Source organism: Novipirellula herctigrandis (assembly GCA_007859835.1).
Lineage (GTDB): Bacteria > Planctomycetota > Planctomycetia > Pirellulales > Pirellulaceae > Novipirellula_A > Novipirellula_A herctigrandis.
The window spans coordinates 50,853-68,813 of the sequence record SJPJ01000002.1 but is presented as its reverse complement, the minus strand read 5'-3'; the positions used below and the strand labels follow the sequence as shown (position 1 = coordinate 68,813).

The 17,961-nt window shown below is 52.8% G+C and carries 13 protein-coding genes; 6 read left to right on the top strand and 7 right to left on the bottom strand.

Annotated elements, in window-relative coordinates:
- Nucleotides 1-72: 72 nt before the first annotated feature.
- The 4 genes from CA13_RS31125 to CA13_RS31110 form a co-directional block, all read right to left on the bottom strand.
- Nucleotides 73-1,830 carry a BBP7 family outer membrane beta-barrel protein gene (locus CA13_RS31125; protein ID WP_419195201.1) on the bottom strand — a complete coding sequence of 586 codons (1,758 nt, stop codon included), beginning with the start codon at nucleotides 1,828-1,830 and terminating at the stop codon, nucleotides 73-75.
- 366 nt (nucleotides 1,831-2,196) lie between these two features.
- Nucleotides 2,197-3,582 (bottom strand): serine hydrolase, encoded by a 1,386-nt coding sequence (locus CA13_RS31120; RefSeq protein ID WP_146404030.1) that lies wholly within the window; start codon nucleotides 3,580-3,582, stop codon nucleotides 2,197-2,199.
- 200 nt (nucleotides 3,583-3,782) lie between these two features.
- Entirely contained in the window at nucleotides 3,783-4,328 is a 546-nt protein-coding gene (locus CA13_RS31115) for a hypothetical protein (RefSeq protein ID WP_146404029.1), read from the bottom strand.
- Nucleotides 4,329-4,615: 287 nt separating this feature from the next.
- The gene (locus tag CA13_RS31110) at nucleotides 4,616-5,299 is read right to left on the bottom strand and encodes an NAD(P)H-hydrate epimerase (protein WP_146404028.1); all 684 of its coding nucleotides are present in this window, start codon (nucleotides 5,297-5,299) and stop codon (nucleotides 4,616-4,618) included.
- A gap of 90 nt (nucleotides 5,300-5,389) precedes the next feature.
- Between CA13_RS31110 and CA13_RS31105 the strand changes: the two genes are divergently transcribed.
- The 6 genes from CA13_RS31105 to CA13_RS31080 all read left to right on the top strand — a co-directional run bounded on the left by CA13_RS31105 (nucleotide 5,390) and on the right by CA13_RS31080 (nucleotide 11,039).
- Nucleotides 5,390-5,617, top strand: coding sequence for an FmdB family zinc ribbon protein (locus CA13_RS31105; protein ID WP_146404027.1), 228 nt, complete (start codon nucleotides 5,390-5,392; stop codon nucleotides 5,615-5,617).
- A gap of 230 nt (nucleotides 5,618-5,847) precedes the next feature.
- Nucleotides 5,848-6,891, top strand: a complete 1,044-nt coding sequence (locus tag CA13_RS31100; protein WP_419195200.1) for a hypothetical protein — start codon at nucleotides 5,848-5,850, stop codon at nucleotides 6,889-6,891.
- On the top strand, nucleotides 6,888-7,832 hold the full coding sequence (locus CA13_RS31095; RefSeq protein ID WP_146404025.1) for a hypothetical protein: 945 nt from the start codon (nucleotides 6,888-6,890) through the stop codon (nucleotides 7,830-7,832). Before CA13_RS31100 ends, CA13_RS31095 begins: the two co-directional genes overlap by 4 nt.
- A gap of 880 nt (nucleotides 7,833-8,712) precedes the next feature.
- Nucleotides 8,713-9,609, top strand: coding sequence for a glycosyltransferase family 2 protein (locus CA13_RS31090; RefSeq protein ID WP_419195199.1), 897 nt, complete (start codon nucleotides 8,713-8,715; stop codon nucleotides 9,607-9,609).
- 394 nt (nucleotides 9,610-10,003) lie between these two features.
- Nucleotides 10,004-10,528: a hypothetical protein gene (locus CA13_RS31085; RefSeq protein ID WP_146404024.1), complete on the top strand. Its 525-nt coding sequence runs from the start codon at nucleotides 10,004-10,006 to the stop codon at nucleotides 10,526-10,528.
- 55 nt (nucleotides 10,529-10,583) lie between these two features.
- On the top strand, nucleotides 10,584-11,039 hold the full coding sequence (locus CA13_RS31080) for a response regulator (RefSeq protein WP_146404023.1): 456 nt from the start codon (nucleotides 10,584-10,586) through the stop codon (nucleotides 11,037-11,039).
- Between the two features lie 107 nt (nucleotides 11,040-11,146).
- Here CA13_RS31080 and CA13_RS31075 read toward each other — a convergent pair whose 3' ends face one another.
- The 3 genes from CA13_RS31075 to CA13_RS31065 all read right to left on the bottom strand — a co-directional run bounded on the left by CA13_RS31075 (nucleotide 11,147) and on the right by CA13_RS31065 (nucleotide 17,832).
- Entirely contained in the window at nucleotides 11,147-14,944 is a 3,798-nt protein-coding gene (locus CA13_RS31075) for a hydantoinase B/oxoprolinase family protein (protein ID WP_146404022.1), read from the bottom strand.
- 110 nt (nucleotides 14,945-15,054) lie between these two features.
- Nucleotides 15,055-16,338 (bottom strand): AGE family epimerase/isomerase, encoded by a 1,284-nt coding sequence (locus CA13_RS31070; RefSeq protein WP_146404021.1) that lies wholly within the window; start codon nucleotides 16,336-16,338, stop codon nucleotides 15,055-15,057.
- A gap of 189 nt (nucleotides 16,339-16,527) precedes the next feature.
- Complete coding sequence (locus CA13_RS31065; RefSeq protein WP_146404020.1) at nucleotides 16,528-17,832, bottom strand: MFS transporter; 1,305 nt, start codon at nucleotides 17,830-17,832, stop codon at nucleotides 16,528-16,530.
- Nucleotides 17,833-17,961 lie beyond the last annotated feature (129 nt).

The following is a 17,961-nucleotide window of genomic DNA, read 5'->3' as shown; positions in this document are numbered from 1 at the left end:
AGTACGATCGTCTTGACTGTTACCACCGGATTTAGAGCTACCGGCAGTGTTCACTTCGTTTTACGGTTCTCGTTACCAGCGATACTCGAGGCCCGCACTCCATCCTTGGACCCAATAGTCAACCGAGTCAAAATCAAACTCGGGACGGTTGGGGCCGGTGAGTGGATCTTCTGGTGGTGCCAACTGGCTCGGGTTCACATCTCGCGAGATGTGTTCGCCAGGTCGAACCACGTTGGACCAGTAGATGAAGGTGTAACCCATCATCGCTCGCCAATGATCGTTCAGTTGATAGCCAAGGTTGACGTTGAACTCTGGAATCACCGAGAACTCGTCGCGAGTGTAGCTGCCGATGTTTGATGCTTGAGTCAGCAGGCCGCCTGAGTAGGTCGTCGAACCGGGGTTCGTCGGATCCCCGGAAATGGTCGTGGATCCATTGATATCAACTTGTTGGTGTGTCACACCGATACCCAACCGAATCAATCCGTCAATCGTCCAATTGTTTCGTGTTTGACGATAGACCCATCCTAGGTCGACACCGTTGAATTGGTTTCGAGTACGGAAGTTGTCTGAAATGTCAAAGTTAGCTTGTGGTTGAATGCCAGTTAAGTTCTCGGTGATATTGACCGTTTCAGTGAGCTGCAAAAATCGGTAGCCAATCATCGATTCGGTCCGCGAGCAATAGTTTTGATCACACGAATCAAACAACCATCGGTTGCAGCCTTCATCGCAATTCCGTAGGCGACGGAAATGGAATCCGGCACCGACCAATTCGCTGGTCGCTTCGGCACCAACAGCACCCGAAACCACGTCGGGAAAGGCTACCAGTTCGGAATCTTCGCGAGGGCTACCTGTTGCTGGGTTGACGTTGAAAAATGGTCGTGCGAGTGTGGGGTTACCGTTACTGTTTCGGAAATACGATTCGCTTTTGCTGCCGATTTGGAAGTACTCTGCTCCGACGCCCCAAGTATGGCATTTATCCAACCAGAAACCAAAGCGTAAGCGGCCGCCTTCAAAGCTGTCGGTCAAAACATCATCGCCACCAAACAGGGTTTGAGTGGTTGGTTGGCCAAGCACACCGGCGTTGGCCTGAGCGACATTCGGGTCGGTGCTGGTGGTGATCAGCGGCGGCAATTCCATGCCGTCTTGCCACCACATCAAGTATTCAAAAGTCGCCCATCCATCGGTCGGCAAGCAAAGCGTCACACAAGGTCGCCATGAATCGGGGCTGCAAAGCTCTCCGCAGCAACTGTTGCACGAACCTGCGGAAAAGTTACAGCAGCTAGGTGAACTACATCCGCCGTCGCAACCGCCGTCACAGGTCGACGCGCCACAACCGCAATTAGAACCCATTGGCATCGCATCGCATGAGCTTATGCCATCATAAACGGGAGCAAAAGCGATTTGACCATCGAGCGGTTCGGACGTCATGGAACCATCCATCAGCGGTCCTTCGACGATTGACATTCCACCCGAGGGAGGCGCGGGGATGGCGTGGCCAATCGGTCGCACTTGGCGAGCTTGCGATTGGCGAGCCTGAGCGTAACCAACTTGGCGGACCGGATAGGTTTGACCCGCGGCGGGGTTTGCTCTTTCCGCGTCGTTCGGTTTGGTCGCTTCGCGTTGAGTCCTCGCACCCGCCGTTACTGTAGCAGCGTCTGCGTCAACTCGATTGGAGGACCGAACGGGTTGCCAACTCGCTCGAGCACTGCGTTCGGCTCTGCGGACAGGACCCTGGTTGTTCGAAGATTGTGCGCTCGTGGGGCTGGCCACCAAGGCCGCCAACATGAGCGTGAAACAGGAGGTGCGGTTTAGAAAAAGCACTGGCTTCACCAATAGGATTCTGGAATGCGAAGGACCAGGAAACTTGAAAAAGTCAAATTCCCAGCACCGATCGCTGAAGTGTGGTGTCACCCCCCCGGGTAATCGAACAAAACGCCGGACCGAGTTCGCTCGACCAGGCACTACCTTGTTCACCAGAGATATCGGCCAGAAGACTTGAGAAGCTAAACGCAAAACCCGAAAAATCAGAAAAAACCGCAAACCTTGCCTAACCGGTAAGGTTTGCCGATTATTTTCGCTCGCGCCGATCGTCAATTGATGCAACCGAGCAATCATCGCTGACACAAACTTGGAATAGGCTGAAAGATGATTGTCGATTTCGCCCTCTCGTCCGGATAGCCGATGCTCGCTTGCCGACTAATCGATTCGTTTGGCGGTTTGCTGAATGCCGTTTTGATGCAGTACCAACGATTCTGCTAGGCCGTTCTCTCCAAGTTCAAAAGTCAACTCGGCATCAACGCCCTTATAGAACCATCGTACTTCGGTGATAGGGAACACCTCTTGAGTTGTCTGGTTGGTAATTCCAACCATCAAGCTATCGTTAATCACGTTGACGTCGAAGATGAACGTCGGCGACAACTCATAGCGTCCCACTAAGTTTGCCATCGCTTTGCGATCGACCTTGGTCGCTTTGGACAATTTCTGTGGTTGCACTTTGATGCCCGCGAGCCGTTGGGTCAGCCGCTCTGCAAGTACGTCAACTTCATCGGCTGGGCCCGTATTTGCAAGCACAACGACCGCGATACTTCGTTTGCGATTGACAAACATTGCGCTGTGAAACCCGCCGGTTTGGCCATTATGGAAGCGGGTGTTCCCATCACGGGCGATGTACCATCCAAGTCCCATCGCTAAGTGATTCTCACTTCCGGGGTTATGTTGTTTCCATGCCAATTCGCTCGTTTCACGCAAACTTGAATTGAGGGGATCCAATTGTGCATGCATGAATTTCATCATGTCGGAAATGGAACTTCGAATCCCGCCCGCACCTGGCAAGTCGGCAAAGTCCCAATAGGATGTTTCTTTCCCATAAGAAGAATGCGGAGTTGCGAGTCTTGGCGACTGATTCGGCGCGAGCGTGATGGCAGTGTCTGTCATCTCGAGCGGCCCCGTAATCCGATGCTTCAATAGTTGCTCGTAGGAAACGCGTTCGCGATTGGCTAAGAGATAACCCAACCATGAAAAAGCAAAGTTACTGTATTCATGCTGAGTGCCCGGTTGTCGTCGCAGTTGATGACGTCGCAAAAACTCAATCGCTTTGGTCGAATCATAGGTCGCGTAAGGGTCCTTGCTTTGCCCCGTAGTGAAGTTATCGGCTAACCGCGGCAACCCCGATTGATGTGTTGCAAGATCGAGCCACGTGATTGATTGGTCTTGCCACAGAGGCAGCCTGACTTCGCAATCACGCGAGTTGGGCGTTCTTTCTAGCATTCCTGGATCTTTGGTCACAGCATCGGCAAGTAATAGGCCTGTGAACACTTTGCTGATCGAGCCGATTTCGTAAATCGTGTTGTCATCAGCTTCCGTCTGTCCGTCATTTGCTGCACCAAGATGAAACGTGAAGTGCCGCGGTCCATCAATGATCCCAACCGACAATCCGTCGATTCGCTCCGATTCAATGAGTGGAAGAGCAAAGCGACGAGCTTCTTCGACGGAAAGCTCCGCTGCATGCAGTGTCCGGTAAACTGACCCCAGAACAGAAGCAATCGCGACAACAACCATGACGCCGATATTTGCAAGTCTCATATTTTCTACTTCAAGATTTGGGTGCAACCATTTCGCGTTTCCGAGGCAAGCGACTTCGGGGCTTGCTTCAATCTAATTCACCGTGGTGCCAGTTTCGTTGCCGACGTTTTATCGTCCATCTTCTTTCGATGCAGACTTTCCCGGTGTTAAATCATTTCATGGGGGACCATGTTTGTTTAGGAATAATCATGACCAGCCGATCAATGGGTCGTCCACCAAGCGATCAGGTCAGGAGCCCAGAACCGTTCCGGTAGGGGCATCGCATAGTGTGGCGATTTGTGTGAGACAACGATCGGTAGGAAGCTTTGTTGCAAGCATCTACTTGGCAGGTGTTTGCGCATGAACATCGTCGTCGAAATAAAACACGGTAGTCGTGGAGTAAATTGCTTCGGTACATTCCATCCGAACGCACGTACGGTTTCCGCTTCAAGGTAGTCGCCGATTCGTTTTAGTTCCGGGTCGCTAAGATTTTGACCGCGGAGCATTCCAATCTTATCTGCAATCGGCATCAGTGTTTCCGGTGTGCAGCGCCCTGAAGTATCGAGCGAGAAAACCAACTCGCCTGGCGCGTCATCATCGTCTTGGTCGCCCGCGCCGCCGCTAAGCGACTGAGTGAACAATGTGTCGTTCACTTGAATGATGTGGGCCCAGACGACTTTCCCCTTTCGGAATATTTCGCGTTGACGACTGTTTTTCAGGAGTTTGCACAGCGGAATAAAGAATAGCCATCCGCAGATCCAACCCATTGGGAAACTCAGGTATGCGGATGTCTCTGCGTCGAATTTACGTGGCGCGTCTCCAAATCGTTGTTGACATTCTGTTAGCCAATCGGCCCAAGGCAACTCTGGGCGTATCGCATCATCGAACTCCCTGTTTTCCTTCACTACGGCTACAGCGATTGGTTTTTCCTCAATGGCCACCGCCGGACTTGGAAGACGAAATTTTTGGCCGCACGCTTTGCATTTTGTTCGGCGACCAGCGTACTTTCCGGAGATCTTGTAAGATTTTTTGCACGCAGGACATTTGAAGTGAATCATTGTTGATCAGTTCCCACCTGAATTTGGTCGAGCAGCTTTTGGGGTATGCCGATCGAGACGACTCCGACGCAGCCGACAAAGGGCTTTGCGGACTTGCGGGTGAAGCCGATTTTTTCTGCAACAAATGATAACGTCCACGCCGCTTGGAATGTTGGCTCACCGGGTTCACCGGTATCCACATTTAAACCGCTTGGAACGTCGATCGCGATTCGCATCGCCGAAGACGCATTGGCAACTCGGACGGCCTCCGCGTAAAGGCCTCGAAGCGGACCCTGTGCTCCGGTGCCAAGCAAACAATCGACCAAGGCCTTCGCCGTTTCGATAGGCTGTTTTAAGCTCTCAGTTGAATTGGCAATATTGATTTCGATGTCGGCTTTGCGTGCGATCTCCGCATTTACTTTTGCATCGCCCGATAGAGATTCAAGGTCAACAATCGAAAGGATCGTGACTTGACGTCCGAGTCGTTCCAAGTGGCGAGCGATCACATAGCCATCGCCTGCGTTGTTCCCTTTTCCGCATAGAATCGTGATTGGGTCGTTTGTTGGTACAATCGCCGCGATACGCTCGGCCGCCCCTCGGCCAGCGTTCTCCATTAACACCAAGCCGGACATTCCGAACGTCTCGATCGCTGTTTTGTCAACTTGACGAACTTCGTCACACGATAAAGGGCGTAAATTCATGGCTTCCCAATCATACCGCTTTGAAAGATAATCAACACATCGGCGACAACAATTTCACAGGCAAATAATTCACAGACGGGGTTTTTCTAAATGCCATTATACGAATATGAATGCAAGTCATGCGCTAAGGTGGTCGAGATCTTGGTTCGGTCACAAGAAGAAATCGCGGAATGTCCCGAGTGTGGGAATCGGAAAATGGAGCGACAATTAAGCGTCACGGCCGCTCCAGCGGTTCGTCATGGTGCATCGCTGCCGGTAACGGGTTCCGGTGAGGCGTGTGGGATGCCGCGGTGTTGCGGCGGTGGATGCCAGATGTGAGTGACTTACGCAAACGTCATGCTCGAGGTCCTTCGAGTGACTCGGCTTCCAGATCGGCACCGGCTTCCAGATCGGCACCGGCTTCCAGATCGGCACCGGCTTCCAGATCGGCACCGGCGCACCCGCGGGCGTTTGCGTTGCTTGTCGCCAGTATCGTGTCTCTTGCGACTTACGTGATCGCGACCGAACGAGCGGCGGTTGATCCTCCTTCGCAGCCGAAAGCTTCGCCGATGTCCCCAGCCGGTCTTCGCATTGCCGAACCAACCGAGGCCCCGGCTGTGTCGCGAGAAGTGATCCGAGCGGCTTTCTTCGACCGCGAAGTTCAACCGGAAATCGTGGCCACCGATGTGCTCAATCGCGAGGCGGCTGAACGGTGCTTGGAGCGAATCGATCTTTTGATCCGTCGCTATCAGAACGGGGTCAAGCCGTTCGTGGATGACTTGACTAGTTTCTCAACTCGCTTCGGAATTCTTAAGCGGGCGCCAGGCAATTGGTGGAACGGCGATGGGCGGATTGAAAGGTATGTCACTGAGAAGTTTGAAGCCCATCTGTTTTCGGAAACTTCGTTGACCGAGAGTATTGCGGACGTTCTAAACCAATTTCGACAAGAGGTTGACGCGAATCAAAAACGGATGCTCGTTCATGTTCAAGCGTCGCTCGAGATCGCGGACTTACCTGAAATCCATCTCGAGCAGTACGGACCATTTTACCGATCGGTGGCAAAGGAATTGCACGGTTATTCAACCGGACAAGGAACGACGAGTGTCTACAATGCATTAGTGGTTTTCTTGGTCAGTGAAGCAGGCGGGTACGCAGCGATGAGCATCGCTGCGGGATTATTGGCCCGATTTTCCGCAACCGCGGCAGTCGGCGCGGCGGCCGGGGCCGGTGCTGCAGCCGGAGCCGCCGCGACGGGCGCGACCGGTGGCAGTTTCGCGGGACCGGTCGGCACGGTGGTTGGATTGGCGGTCGGATTGATCGTCGGTGTCGCGATCGATTGGTGGATGACCGAAAACTTTGAAGCCAAAATGTGCGAACAGCTTTACGACTATCTTGGCCAACTTCGCAGCTCACTCATTGAGGGTTCCCCCGCTTTGGCGAATTCTTCGGCCAATCGTTTGCAAACCGAGGGCCTTCGAAGCGAGGGCCTTCGAAGCGAGGGCCTTCGAAGCGAGGGTTTGCGAAGGTCGCTGCCCCAACTCTGTGATTCGTTAACGGAAGCGTATCGCAACCAGTTTTTTGCCAAGATCGTTTCCACGGAACCATCAAAATGACTAGACCACGCGCCATCGTTTGTCTCTGCTTGTTCGTCATCGTCGCGATTGCTCCCCATGCGGTGCATGCCGCCGGTGCCACTACGGTGGTCAAAGCGGTCACAAAGTACTTTGGTAAAGAAGGGGCCGAACAGGCGACCGAGTATCTAGCGAAATCGGGAAGCCGTGAGGCCGTCGAGCGTGTGGCGAAGGTCGCTGCGAAAGAAGGAGGCGAGGAAGCGGTCGAGCAGGTCGCGACGTTGACGACCAAGTATGGACCTGACGCGATCTTGGCGTTCGACAATGCAGGCAGCATCCGTGGAATCGTCAGTGCGATCGACGACCTTCCCACAGACCAGGTCCCAGCGGCGCTTGCAAAATTGGCAGCGGGTGAATCGGGTAAGACGCTTGCGGGCGCGGTTTCACGTTATGGAGCAACCGCACTTGTGAGCGAATTGAAACATCCAGGTGTTGGATTAACGTTGCTCAAATACTTGGGCGATGACGGTGCGGAATTGGCTGGTCGGATGAGTGCCGACCAAGCGATTGTGATTGCACGGCACGCAGACGAAATCTCTTCGCTCGCGCCGGTTCAACGCGGTGCCGTTTTGTCGATGATCCGAAACGATACCGAGCGCGTCGTCAAGTTTGCTGGTCGGTTTGTGGAAGCGAATCCCGGCAAAACCTTGTTTACTGCGGCGACCACGACGGTGATCTTGGCGGAGCCGGAGCGGTTTCTTGGAGGCGATCAGATTGTCTTTGACGCCGAAGGCAAACCGATCGTCGTTTCGAAACCTGGAATCGTGGGGCGTTCGATTGAATCAACCGGGAAAGCATCGGCGCATGTGTCGAAACAATATCTACAGCCGTTGTTCTATACGGTGATGGCGTTCGTAGGAAGTTTCGCCGCAGTTTGGATGGGAATCAAATTGTGGGGCCACTACCGCACTACGCAGAGTTAGCCGTTCGTTCAAGACGCCAAAAAAAAGAAAAGCGAGCCGGTGTGCTTCCTGCATGACCGGAACTCGCAATTCACCGCTAAGGAATTCAACTTAGTGTCGATCCATCAACACTAGGCCTTTTCCCATTTGTTGCATCGCAACGGACTTAAGCCCGCAAAAAGCTTTGTTGTAGTAAATCGCTTTGCAACGTTAGCAGTGAGAAAATGGGAGGGACATCCGTGTACATGAGTAGGGTGAACAACTCATTGGTGGCTATCCATTGGGACCACCTCCCATGAACGATCGTCAACAGGATCCGTTGCGACGATAAGTTCGAACCGTGGACTCTTTCCACGAATCGGTTTTCGGAACAAGCCGGTTAGCAATTTTCTCCGGCACTAAAGATGTCTTTCGACATGAAGACGTTTCGACTCCGGAGAGTCTCAGGCGTTGTCACTCGCCCGACCCAATCGGAAAGAGGGTGGCGACCCGATGAAAACAAGCATGCTTGAGTCATTCGGATTTCGCATCACTTTACTCCGTCGTTTGTCAAGAAATGTGGCGAACAGAAGGCACTGCAAAAATTCACTACAACGTGCCCGTTCGCTCACCGTGAATCACATGTTTGTTGTGAGAGAGAATGTGGCGTGAACTCGCGTCGGTGTCAACAACAAAGTGCCAACTCTTTTTGTTTATCTAACATGTTCGCTCCAAAAAGAAGCGAAAAACACGAGGACTTCGCGCAAACTTTTTTTTGTGGTTCAACGTAGTTATGCTGCTCACGGCTCGGTTCATATGCCGGATGCGATAGCAAGTCGCATCGTCTGCTCTTATCATTGAATCATGCTCAATTTTTTTGTCGTGTTCAACTCTTGACCGGTTTTCTTCGTGAGGTGACAACTTGACGCATCTGCCTAATCAAACCCGAAAAAAATTGGACGATTCCAGTGACGCTTCTTTGTCGAAAGATGCTCCTGTCTCGAACGAGGATTCTTCGCCGCAGGACGCTCGCCGATTGTGGACCGATGCCTATGTGGATCAGATGGAAGCGTTGTTGGGCGATAGCGTTTGCCGCAGCCTAGCTATCTACAAATTGCCCACCGGATTTGTCTTGTCGGTGATCGTGCCTGTATTCAACGAAGCGACAACACTCGCGGCCGTTGTGGATCGGCTTCGCTCGGTGGGAATCTCGATGCAGATCGTTCTTGTCAATGATGCCAGCGATGATGGGACAGCCGAGGTGATGGAGAGGTTGGCAGGCGAAGATTTTATCACCGTGATCCATCATCATTCCAACGAAGGAAAAGGGGCCGCGATCCGCAGTGGTGTGAAAGCTTGTACCGGCGACGTCATCGTGATCCAAGACGCCGACCAAGAGTACGATCCATCCGATTTTCGTTACCTGCTCCAGCCGCTAGTGGCCGGGGACGCCGACGTGGTCTACGGAACGCGATATGGCCACTACGACCGCCAATTGTCACCTTGGTGGCACCAAGCCGTAAACGGATTTATTACGCTGTTGGCGAGCGTCTGCATTGGGATTCGACTGAGTGATGTGGAAACCTGTTATAAAATGGCGCCGCGAGAGCACTTTGAAGCAATCTTGCCGAAATTGCGTGAGAATCGTTTTGGGGTCGAGATCGAGATGACGGCGCGATGGGTCCAAAGTGATCTTCGGTTCACCGAACGCCCTATTCGCTATCAACACCGCTGGTACGACGAAGGTAAGAAGATTGGATGGCGTGACGGCGTTAGTGCGCTGTGGTGCATTGTGAAATACGGCATTTTTCGATGGTAGCCAAATGGGCCGCGACGTTTGAAGCGGCCCTAGCGTTTAAAGCGGCCCTAGCGAGCGATCTCAGCAATCCGATTTAGCACTCGAAGTGACTTGCCAACCAACGGCTTCTCACTCCGGCATCCTTGGCGGTTGCCGATCGGTTTGGCGGTTGCCGATCGGTTTGGCGGTTGCCGATCGGTTTGGCGGAAAAACGTCAAATGGTTGACCAAACTACGCTCGCATCGCTACCCTTAAAGAAGTGCGTCATCAATTCGGACTGCATAGTGCACACCGAAAAATGCCACACGCTGCTTCGGTTAGGCCATGCGATGGATCGCAAATTCATCGAAAGGTTGAATTCATTCACGGGGTAGATTCATTTACGGGGTAGATTCATTTACAGGGCAGGTGTTCAATGGTTGGAATCCTAACGAACGTAGCGAATCAAACAGCCGTCCAGACTTCTTCGAACCAATTGGCTGTCAACGCTGCGTTCTTGCAAGAGATCAAAGACAGTAACCCTGAACTTTGGAAAACTTGGTATCAACTTCGCCAAGTTTGCGATTCGACGGATGAGCCTCGGCAAGTTGCGATTAAGATGGTGAAGTTGCTTGATCAGTTGCGCGACGTGATCGCCATGCACTTTGCTCTCGAGGAATGTTACGGTTACGTCGAAGTTCCCATCGATTCAAAGAACGGATCGTTCGTGTGTAAGTCCAGAGATGGTGTGACAGATGTGAATGATACAAAGACACAGCATTGTGCCTTGTATTTAGAAGCGAGTGACTTGGCTGAAGTGGCCGAAGAGTATCAGTATCGTGGGGTCGCAGCGGCCCAGATTCAGGAATTGGTACAGCGGTTCCGACAATTCGACGAACATTGGCAGGCACACGAACGATGTGAAAACGAATTGATCGAATGCTTCTTGGAAGCGATTTAGGCAACAGCCAATTGGCAAAGAATAGAACATTAGATTGATTGCGAAGGAGTTGAACATGCTTGCGGCATCCCGAGTCAAACCGATGGAGATTCTATTGGTTGAAGATAGCTTGCTTGATGCACGCGTGACGATCCACTCACTTCGTCGAAGCCAAGTGCATCATCGGCTAACTCTGGTTCGGTGTGTGCGAGAGGCGCTGATGTTTCTCAATCAAGAGGGGGTTTTCGCACGCGCCCCACGACCCGACCTGCTATTACTCGATTTGAACTTGCCCGATGGCAGTGGCATCGATGTGCTGGAGTGGTTGCAGAATGGTGATGTTACGATTGATCAGGTGACCACAGTGGTTTTGACGGCCAACGAGGATGACGAAATGCGATTCCGTTGTCGCGAACTTGGCGTGCATGACTACATTCAAAAGCCTGTCCATGAGGACGAGTTCATGCGAGTCGTACGCGACCACAAACGACTGATGGTCCACTCTGCCCAACAACTCGCTACGCTTTTGTAGTTGTTGATTCTTTGGCATGCAGATGGTTTCTTGCCTTTGGAAGAGTCCCGTTTTGGACCTTGCTTAGACTGGCCGGATTGTTTACGGCTAACGCTTGGAATACTTCGCTAGCGCAGTTCTCCGAACCCACCTCCGCCGGGGGTTTCTAGTCGCAACCGATCCCCTTTGGCGACTTGAGTCGTGGTTGCCCAGGGCAACTCGACTTCTTTTCCATCGCGAATCAACAGATTCTTTCCAGGTGTTCCCGCTTGGCCACCATCGATTCCGTATGGGCTGCGGGTTCGGCGACCGGTGATCAACGATAAAGTCAATGGTTTGCGAAACTCGATCTCGCGGATTATTCCATGGCCGCCTCGGCAACTTCCTATTCCACCGCTGTCGTGTCGGATTGCAAAGCGATGTAACCTCAGCGGCAGACGCACTTCCATCACTTCGGGATCGGTGATCCGCGTGTTGGTCATATGCGTGTGAACCGCGTCGGCTCCATCCGCCCACTCGGTTGCACCACTGCCGCCACCGACCGTTTCATAGAAGCCAAAGCTCTCGTCGCCGATCAACACATTGTTCATCGTTCCTTGCGAAGCTGCCGCTGCGTGCAGTGCCCCAAGCAGCACATCGACCACACGTTGACTTGTCTCGACATTTCCGGCCACTACGGCCGCGCACTGCTCGGCGTCTTCGTGCTTTGGTGGATTCAATAGTCCGGGTGGAATCACCAAATCGATATTTTGCGTGACCCCATCGCAAAGCGGCAAGTTGGAACGTGAAGCACACCGAACCACATACATCACCGCTGCGGTCACAATCGCAGGTGTTGCGTTAAATCCAAACTCGTGAACGGGATCCGTTCCTGTGAAATCGATCGTCAAACGCTCACCCGAACGAGAGATGCAGACTTGAATTACGGTTCCGTCGTCAAGCGAATCCGAAAACCGCATTGGATCAAGCGGCAACGTCTCTATCCACGCACCGGCGGTCTCGGCGGCAATAGCCAATAATCCACCCATATAGCGATCGATCTCGCTAACCGAATAAACTCGTGACATTTCGACTAATCCACGAACGCCCTCTTCGCCCGCAGCGCGTTGTGCTGAAATATCAGACAAGTTTTCGTTAGGGTTGCGTGACGGATAGGGGCCACTCGATAGCAAGTTGCGAAGTGCCGTTTCTGAAACAACTCCGTCTCGGACGAAGCTGAACGAGCGAATCAGGACACCTTCTTCAGCAAGCGACCGAGCATCGGGTGGCATCGAACCAGGTGTCCGCCCACCAATCTCAGCGTGATGCGCTCGCGAAGCGACAAAAAAATCGGGATTTCCGCTGGTGCGATTTGGATCACAAAAAACAGGTGTCACCGATGTCACATCGGGCAAATGCGAACCGCCCGAGAACGGATCGTTGCTGAGGTAGCAATCGCCAGCGAACATAACGGGATATTCTTTCATTAGATGCCGAACGGTATGCCCCATGGCACCGAGATGCACTGGCACATGAGGCGCATTGGCCACCAACGACCCGTCGCCACGAAACACCGCACAGCTATAATCACGACGCTCTTTTACGTTCACGCTCACTGAAGTTCGCCGCAATGTTTCGCCCATCGCGTCGGCAATCCCCTGCAAGCGTCGAGCGATCACTTCCAACAGGACCGGGTCATCACCCGTGGATTCCATCTCGGCGGTTTTTTTGCCGGTTCGCTCGGTCGGGCTTTCGGTCGGATGTGTCAACGTGATGATTCCATCTTCCAAGACTTGCCCTGTCCATGGCGATTCGACAATCAAGGTTGAATCGTTACTAACGACCATTGCGGGAGCCTCAATTCGATCGCCAATGCACAGCGTGACGCGATCGATCATGCCACGAAAGGTCTTCGATATCTCTGACGGAGCCTTGGTCTTGGCATGAGCAATCGATATTGAGTTAGAGGCTAATGTCGCCTCACATCGAATCGCCACCAACTCGACCGCATGTTGGTCACGACGATAGCCAAAGGTTTGCAGGTGCTTCTCGTGGAATCGCTCGACGAGCGATTCGGTTGGCCAAGCCAAAATAGGCAACGAGGATTCCGTCCCGACAATACGAACATCGCATTCAAACACGAATTTCGGTTTGGAGGCTGTCTGATCCTCGGTGGTCAGTAGTTGTAACGTCTCTTTCTGCAGTTCGGCGGCAATGCCTTCGATTTTTGCTTTTGTGTTGTCGTCGAATGGTTCGTAAACGCCCCGAGTCACAACGCGTCCAATGTCGGCCAATCCCATGCCCAGTGCACTTAGCGTGCTGCTGTCGGGGTGTTCGACAATGCTTGTCATTCCCAAGGCACCGGCAATCCGGCATAAGTGTTGTCCCGCTGCTCCGCCGAAGCCAACGAGAGACATGTTTCGGACGTCGTTCCCTTCGGCTGTGCTGACCGTTCGCACGGCTTCGGCCATGTGAGTCACCGCGATCTGTAAGAACCCTTCGGCCAATTTTTTAGTGGACGGTGTCTTTCCCGCAGGTAGCTTCGCCGCGATCTCATCAATTCGTCGCTGTGCAGCATCGCGATGAAGCGGGAAAGGAAATCGATCCGCAGGCAATCGATCTAGTAACAGGTTGACGTCCGTTACCGTCAATGGGCCTCCGCGACCGTAGCACGCTGGGCCTGGGGTGGCCCCCGCACTATCGGGCCCGACGGTCAATCGTCCATCGACAAAATCGCAAATCGATCCGCCGCCAGCCGCGACCGTGCGAATGTCCATCATCGGCGTCATCACTCGAATCCCCGCGACAGTGGATTCAAACCGCCGACCGACACGACCGCTGAACCGGCTGACATCGGTACTTGTTCCCCCCATGTCCAAGCCGATCGCCGCATCGGTGCCGGCGGATCGGGCGACGTGAGCCAAGGCGACAACGCCACCGGCCGGGCCCGACAAAATACTGTCGCGGCCACGGAATGATTCGGCAATGACGAGATTTCCGGCACTTGTCATCATCTGTAAGTGACATTGGTCGCCAAATTGTTTCGATACTCGGTGGACATAGTCGGCTAGGATCGGATTCAAGTAGGCATCGAGTGTTGTTGTCTCTGCACGCGAGACCAATTTGATCAGTGGCGCAACTTCACTAGAACGACTGATCTGAGTGAATCCTTCTTCGCAAGCGATCTCTTGGACGATTCGTTCGTGCGTGTCATTGACGTGAGCATGCATCAGGCAAATCGCTAACGATTCGGTTCCGGATTGTTTGAGTCGCCGTAAATCATCACGTAGCCTTTGCTCATCGATTTCGCGGATAACGTTTCCGTGCTGATCCATTCGGCCGAAGACTTCCACCGTCTGTTCGGTCAGCGGTGATGGTTTACGAATCGCTAGGTCGAACAATTCAGGACGGTTTTGTTCGCCAATTCGCAAGACATCTGCAAATCCGACGGTAACCAAAAGTGCTGTCTCGGCCCCGCGTCGAGTGAGCAATGCATTGGTACCACGAGTCGTCCCCAAGCGAACGTCGACTGGTCCCAGCGGAGTGACAAGCGGGATACCCAGCAATAATCGAGTCGCCAACACCGGCGCCTCCATTTGCGGGTCCAATTCGATCACTTGGTCCGAACAAAGTGGCGCAGTGGTTCGGTCGAGCTGGATTGTCGATGTGGATGCCGTGAAATCCGTGACGGTACCAAGTTCGGTTGCCGACCCATCCTCTTGAAGAAGCCGAACGCCAACTCCGTTCCAGAAACCATCAGGTAACGAATCAAATGCGGCATCAGGTTGGAGAAAGATTGTCCCTGTGACAACGCAATATCGCAGCACCCCGTAGCGAACGACGCCGCTACTGAGGACTTTGCCTGACCGACGCTGGTCATTGGAAACGACAAAACAATCGGTAAAGGTGCCGCCAACGTCTGCCCAGACTTGGGTCGTGGTTTGCATATTGGAAATGCTTTGAGATAAGGTTCTGGCCAGGGAGACAGAGCGAAAATAAATCGCCCGTACTCTACAATTTCGCCGCTCATTTCACGAGTCTTTTCGGTAGCCAAAGACTATCGACTCGCAGCCCCGTTTAGCATTTGTTCGCACATCAACAATGCTCGGCCGTTATGGTACGCTCCCTGCCACATGCTTGTGCGAGCCGTGCCAGGAATCTTCGAGCCATCTTGATTGACCGTTGCCCACCAACCACCCTCTGGGGCAATTTGATGTTGTTGAACAAAGTCAAACGTCTGCTCAAAAATCGTGCGGTACTTCTCATCGCCTGTCAAAGCGTGCATCCTTAACATTGCAACCAATGCTTCGGACTGAGTCCACCATACTTTCTTTCGGTCATCACTCGGTTTGCCTACTGGGCCGGTATAGAAGAATCCGTGGTTGACGGTATCGAATCCGCGTTCGATCGCATGATCACAGAGTGCAACCGCCCACGAACGAAGCGAATTGGGTTTCATCCCTAATGCTTCGGCTGCCTCGAGTACCAACCAAACGCATTCGACATCATGCCCATAACTGGCGCGGCGATTCCGGTCGGTATCAACGAGTTTCCAATCCGAATACCAAGCATCGACGTTGCAAGGGAAATCAGGAAGTTTGACTGTGCACGTATTGATTAGCAGCATTTCAATGAGTCGACTTCGGACCAACGGGTCGTGCGTTTCAAGGTATAGGGGGGTAAAAGCTTCGAGCAAATGTAAGTGCGAGTTATAGGTCTTCGTTCCCGGAACACCGATGTAGCCTGATTCCTTCGGGTCAGTGATCAATTGCCAATCATCGGAAAAGAATTCATGGTAACCACCATTCACTTTGTCATGGCAATGTTCCTCGAGCGTTTGGAAAAGCTCCATTGCTCGATCGAGCGGTTCTTGATCACCAGTCGCACGGTGATATTCCGCAAATGCGTAGATCACAAAGGCGTTGGGGTAGACATGTTTTCGCCGATCGGTTGGCGTTCCGTCGCGATCAGTCTTGGAAAAGTAGCCGCCGTTGGTCGGATCAAAAAAGTGTGCACGCAAAAAATCGTAGCCTGATTTGGCGGCAGCTAACGTCTTTTCACGATCGGTGTCATACGTGTTTGCCAGTTTGCTAAAGAACCAAACTTGGCGGGCTTGAAGCGTCAAAAATTTTTCGCTTGAAATAAAAGTGCCGTGTTCATCAATGACTTCGAGGTAGCCACCAAAGTCGGCGTCAATGCAATCAGGCAAATAGAAATGAGTAATCGACGTCTGCAATATGTCGCGGCATTGCTTGGACCTTAACGCGGCGAGGTTGTCGGCTCTGGCAATCGTCACGCTAAGCGAGGCGATCAGCGAGAGTAACGTGAAACGAATGAACATGGTTAGATGTCTCGTGTGGTAATGTTGAAGTGGGACGCATCAAGGTTGCTGCAAATAGGTCGCGATGTCGGCTTGCTTGTTCGCAAGCGGAAACGTGAACTCCACGTTGGGATAAAAAGCGGAGAGTGTGGTCAACTTTTGGATTTCTAGGGGGCCTCGTCCACTACTCCAAAATCAAATCGGAGCGGCTCACTCGCTCTGTTTTCGGTCTTTCCTAGGATCTCGAAAGCATATCACAAAACCGAGAGTAATTATCGCAGCGAAGATTGCGGGTGATAACCAGAAGTCGGTCCAATTGATGACTCCCGCCACGGTTTGATATTGTTCCCATCCGCCGATGATTTGTGCTCCGGTGAACATGCCTAACCCTTGCGTGACCAAGACGAGGAAACCTTGAGCTTGATTGCGGATCGCCGGAGGTGCTGTTCGATCGACGTACATCATCCCGGTCACAAAAAAGAATCCGAAACAGACGCCGTGCAGCAAAATGCCGCTCATGATCATCCATGCACTCTGTGTCTCCGCGGCGGCCGCAAACAGTCCAAACCGGAGCACCCAGGCAGCCATGCCGATGGCCAACATCCACTTCACGCCAATTCGCGAAACACAAAATGGCATCACTAGCATAAAGATGATTTCACTTGCTTGACCAAACGCCATCGCAAATGTGGCGCTTCCAAACGGCGCGACGTGTGACGCTTCGACAAAGGAACGTGCAAATGCCGAATAGGCCGAATGAGGGATGACCGTCAAGAACGAGGCAACGATAAACACGGTGAAGGCAGGGCTGCGGAACAACCTTAGCGAGCCAAGTCCAATGATCTCGCCAAACGTCACCCGTTGACCCTTTAGCGGTGGTGGAGTCGATGGCAGTAGGAAACAGTACAACCCTATGCCACATGCACTCATTCCGGCCAAGCCAAACTGCAATGCCGACGCATCTTTTCCTGGCAGGAAACTGATAGCGACATTACCGCAAATCCAACCGATGGTCCCGAGTACGCGAACAACCGGAAACTCTTTCTCGCGATGTTTTAAATGCCGAAACGACAAACTGGCCGTCAACGAAATGGTTGGCATAAAACAAAGCATGTGCCCCAGCAAAACCAGGACGAATGGGTGCCTCATCGATGTCCAAAGCATCGTCAATCGTCCCGCTAACCAATTCTGATGCAAAACATCGGGAACGCCAAATGGCGACGCCATTGCCGGAGCGATGCAAAGCAGAATCCCACTGGCGATAAACAAGATCGCTAGCGCTGTTTGAGTTGGCAGGTAGCGGTCGGCGACTAGGCCGATGAAAAATGGCGAAAAGATCGCCGCCAGCGGTCCCACGGAATAGACGGCAAACACAAGTCCATCCATCTGAATGTCGCTTCGCAACATGAATCCGGTCGCGGAGACGTACCAAGCCCCCATCGCAAAGTACTGAAAGAACATCAAGATCGACAACCGAATCATCATTGCTGGTTCGGTTCGATCCTTGGGGGGCATGTTATCTTTCGTCAAAATGATGGGCAATCATGAAAGGGGCCATTGTCTATGGAGGCCGCGGTGCGGCGATTGTAGCGACTGGGCGGTTCGTTGACTTCCTGGCTTTGAATCTTCCTTTTGCTGCAAAAT

Bases quoted from the DNA above. Each gene is read 5' to 3' on its own strand.
- CA13_RS31110 (WP_146404028.1), bottom strand. From the start codon at position 5,299: ATGAATTTACGCCCTTTATCGTGTGACGAAGTTCGTCAAGTTGACAAA.
- CA13_RS31120 (WP_146404030.1), bottom strand. From the start codon at position 3,582: ATGAGACTTGCAAATATCGGCGTCATGGTTGTTGTCGCGATTGCTTCT.
- CA13_RS31080 (WP_146404023.1), top strand. From the start codon at position 10,584: ATGCTTGCGGCATCCCGAGTCAAACCGATGGAGATTCTATTGGTTGAA.
- CA13_RS31075 (WP_146404022.1), bottom strand. From the start codon at position 14,944: ATGCAAACCACGACCCAAGTCTGGGCAGACGTTGGCGGCACCTTTACC.
- CA13_RS31115 (WP_146404029.1), bottom strand. From the start codon at position 4,328: ATGGGTTGGATCTGCGGATGGCTATTCTTTATTCCGCTGTGCAAACTC.
- CA13_RS31085 (WP_146404024.1), top strand. From the start codon at position 10,004: ATGGTTGGAATCCTAACGAACGTAGCGAATCAAACAGCCGTCCAGACT.
- CA13_RS31105 (WP_146404027.1), top strand. From the start codon at position 5,390: ATGCCATTATACGAATATGAATGCAAGTCATGCGCTAAGGTGGTCGAG.
- CA13_RS31070 (WP_146404021.1), bottom strand. From the start codon at position 16,338: ATGTTCATTCGTTTCACGTTACTCTCGCTGATCGCCTCGCTTAGCGTG.
- CA13_RS31065 (WP_146404020.1), bottom strand. From the start codon at position 17,832: ATGCCCCCCAAGGATCGAACCGAACCAGCAATGATGATTCGGTTGTCG.
- CA13_RS31095 (WP_146404025.1), top strand. From the start codon at position 6,888: ATGACTAGACCACGCGCCATCGTTTGTCTCTGCTTGTTCGTCATCGTC.
- CA13_RS31100 (WP_419195200.1), top strand. From the start codon at position 5,848: ATGTCCCCAGCCGGTCTTCGCATTGCCGAACCAACCGAGGCCCCGGCT.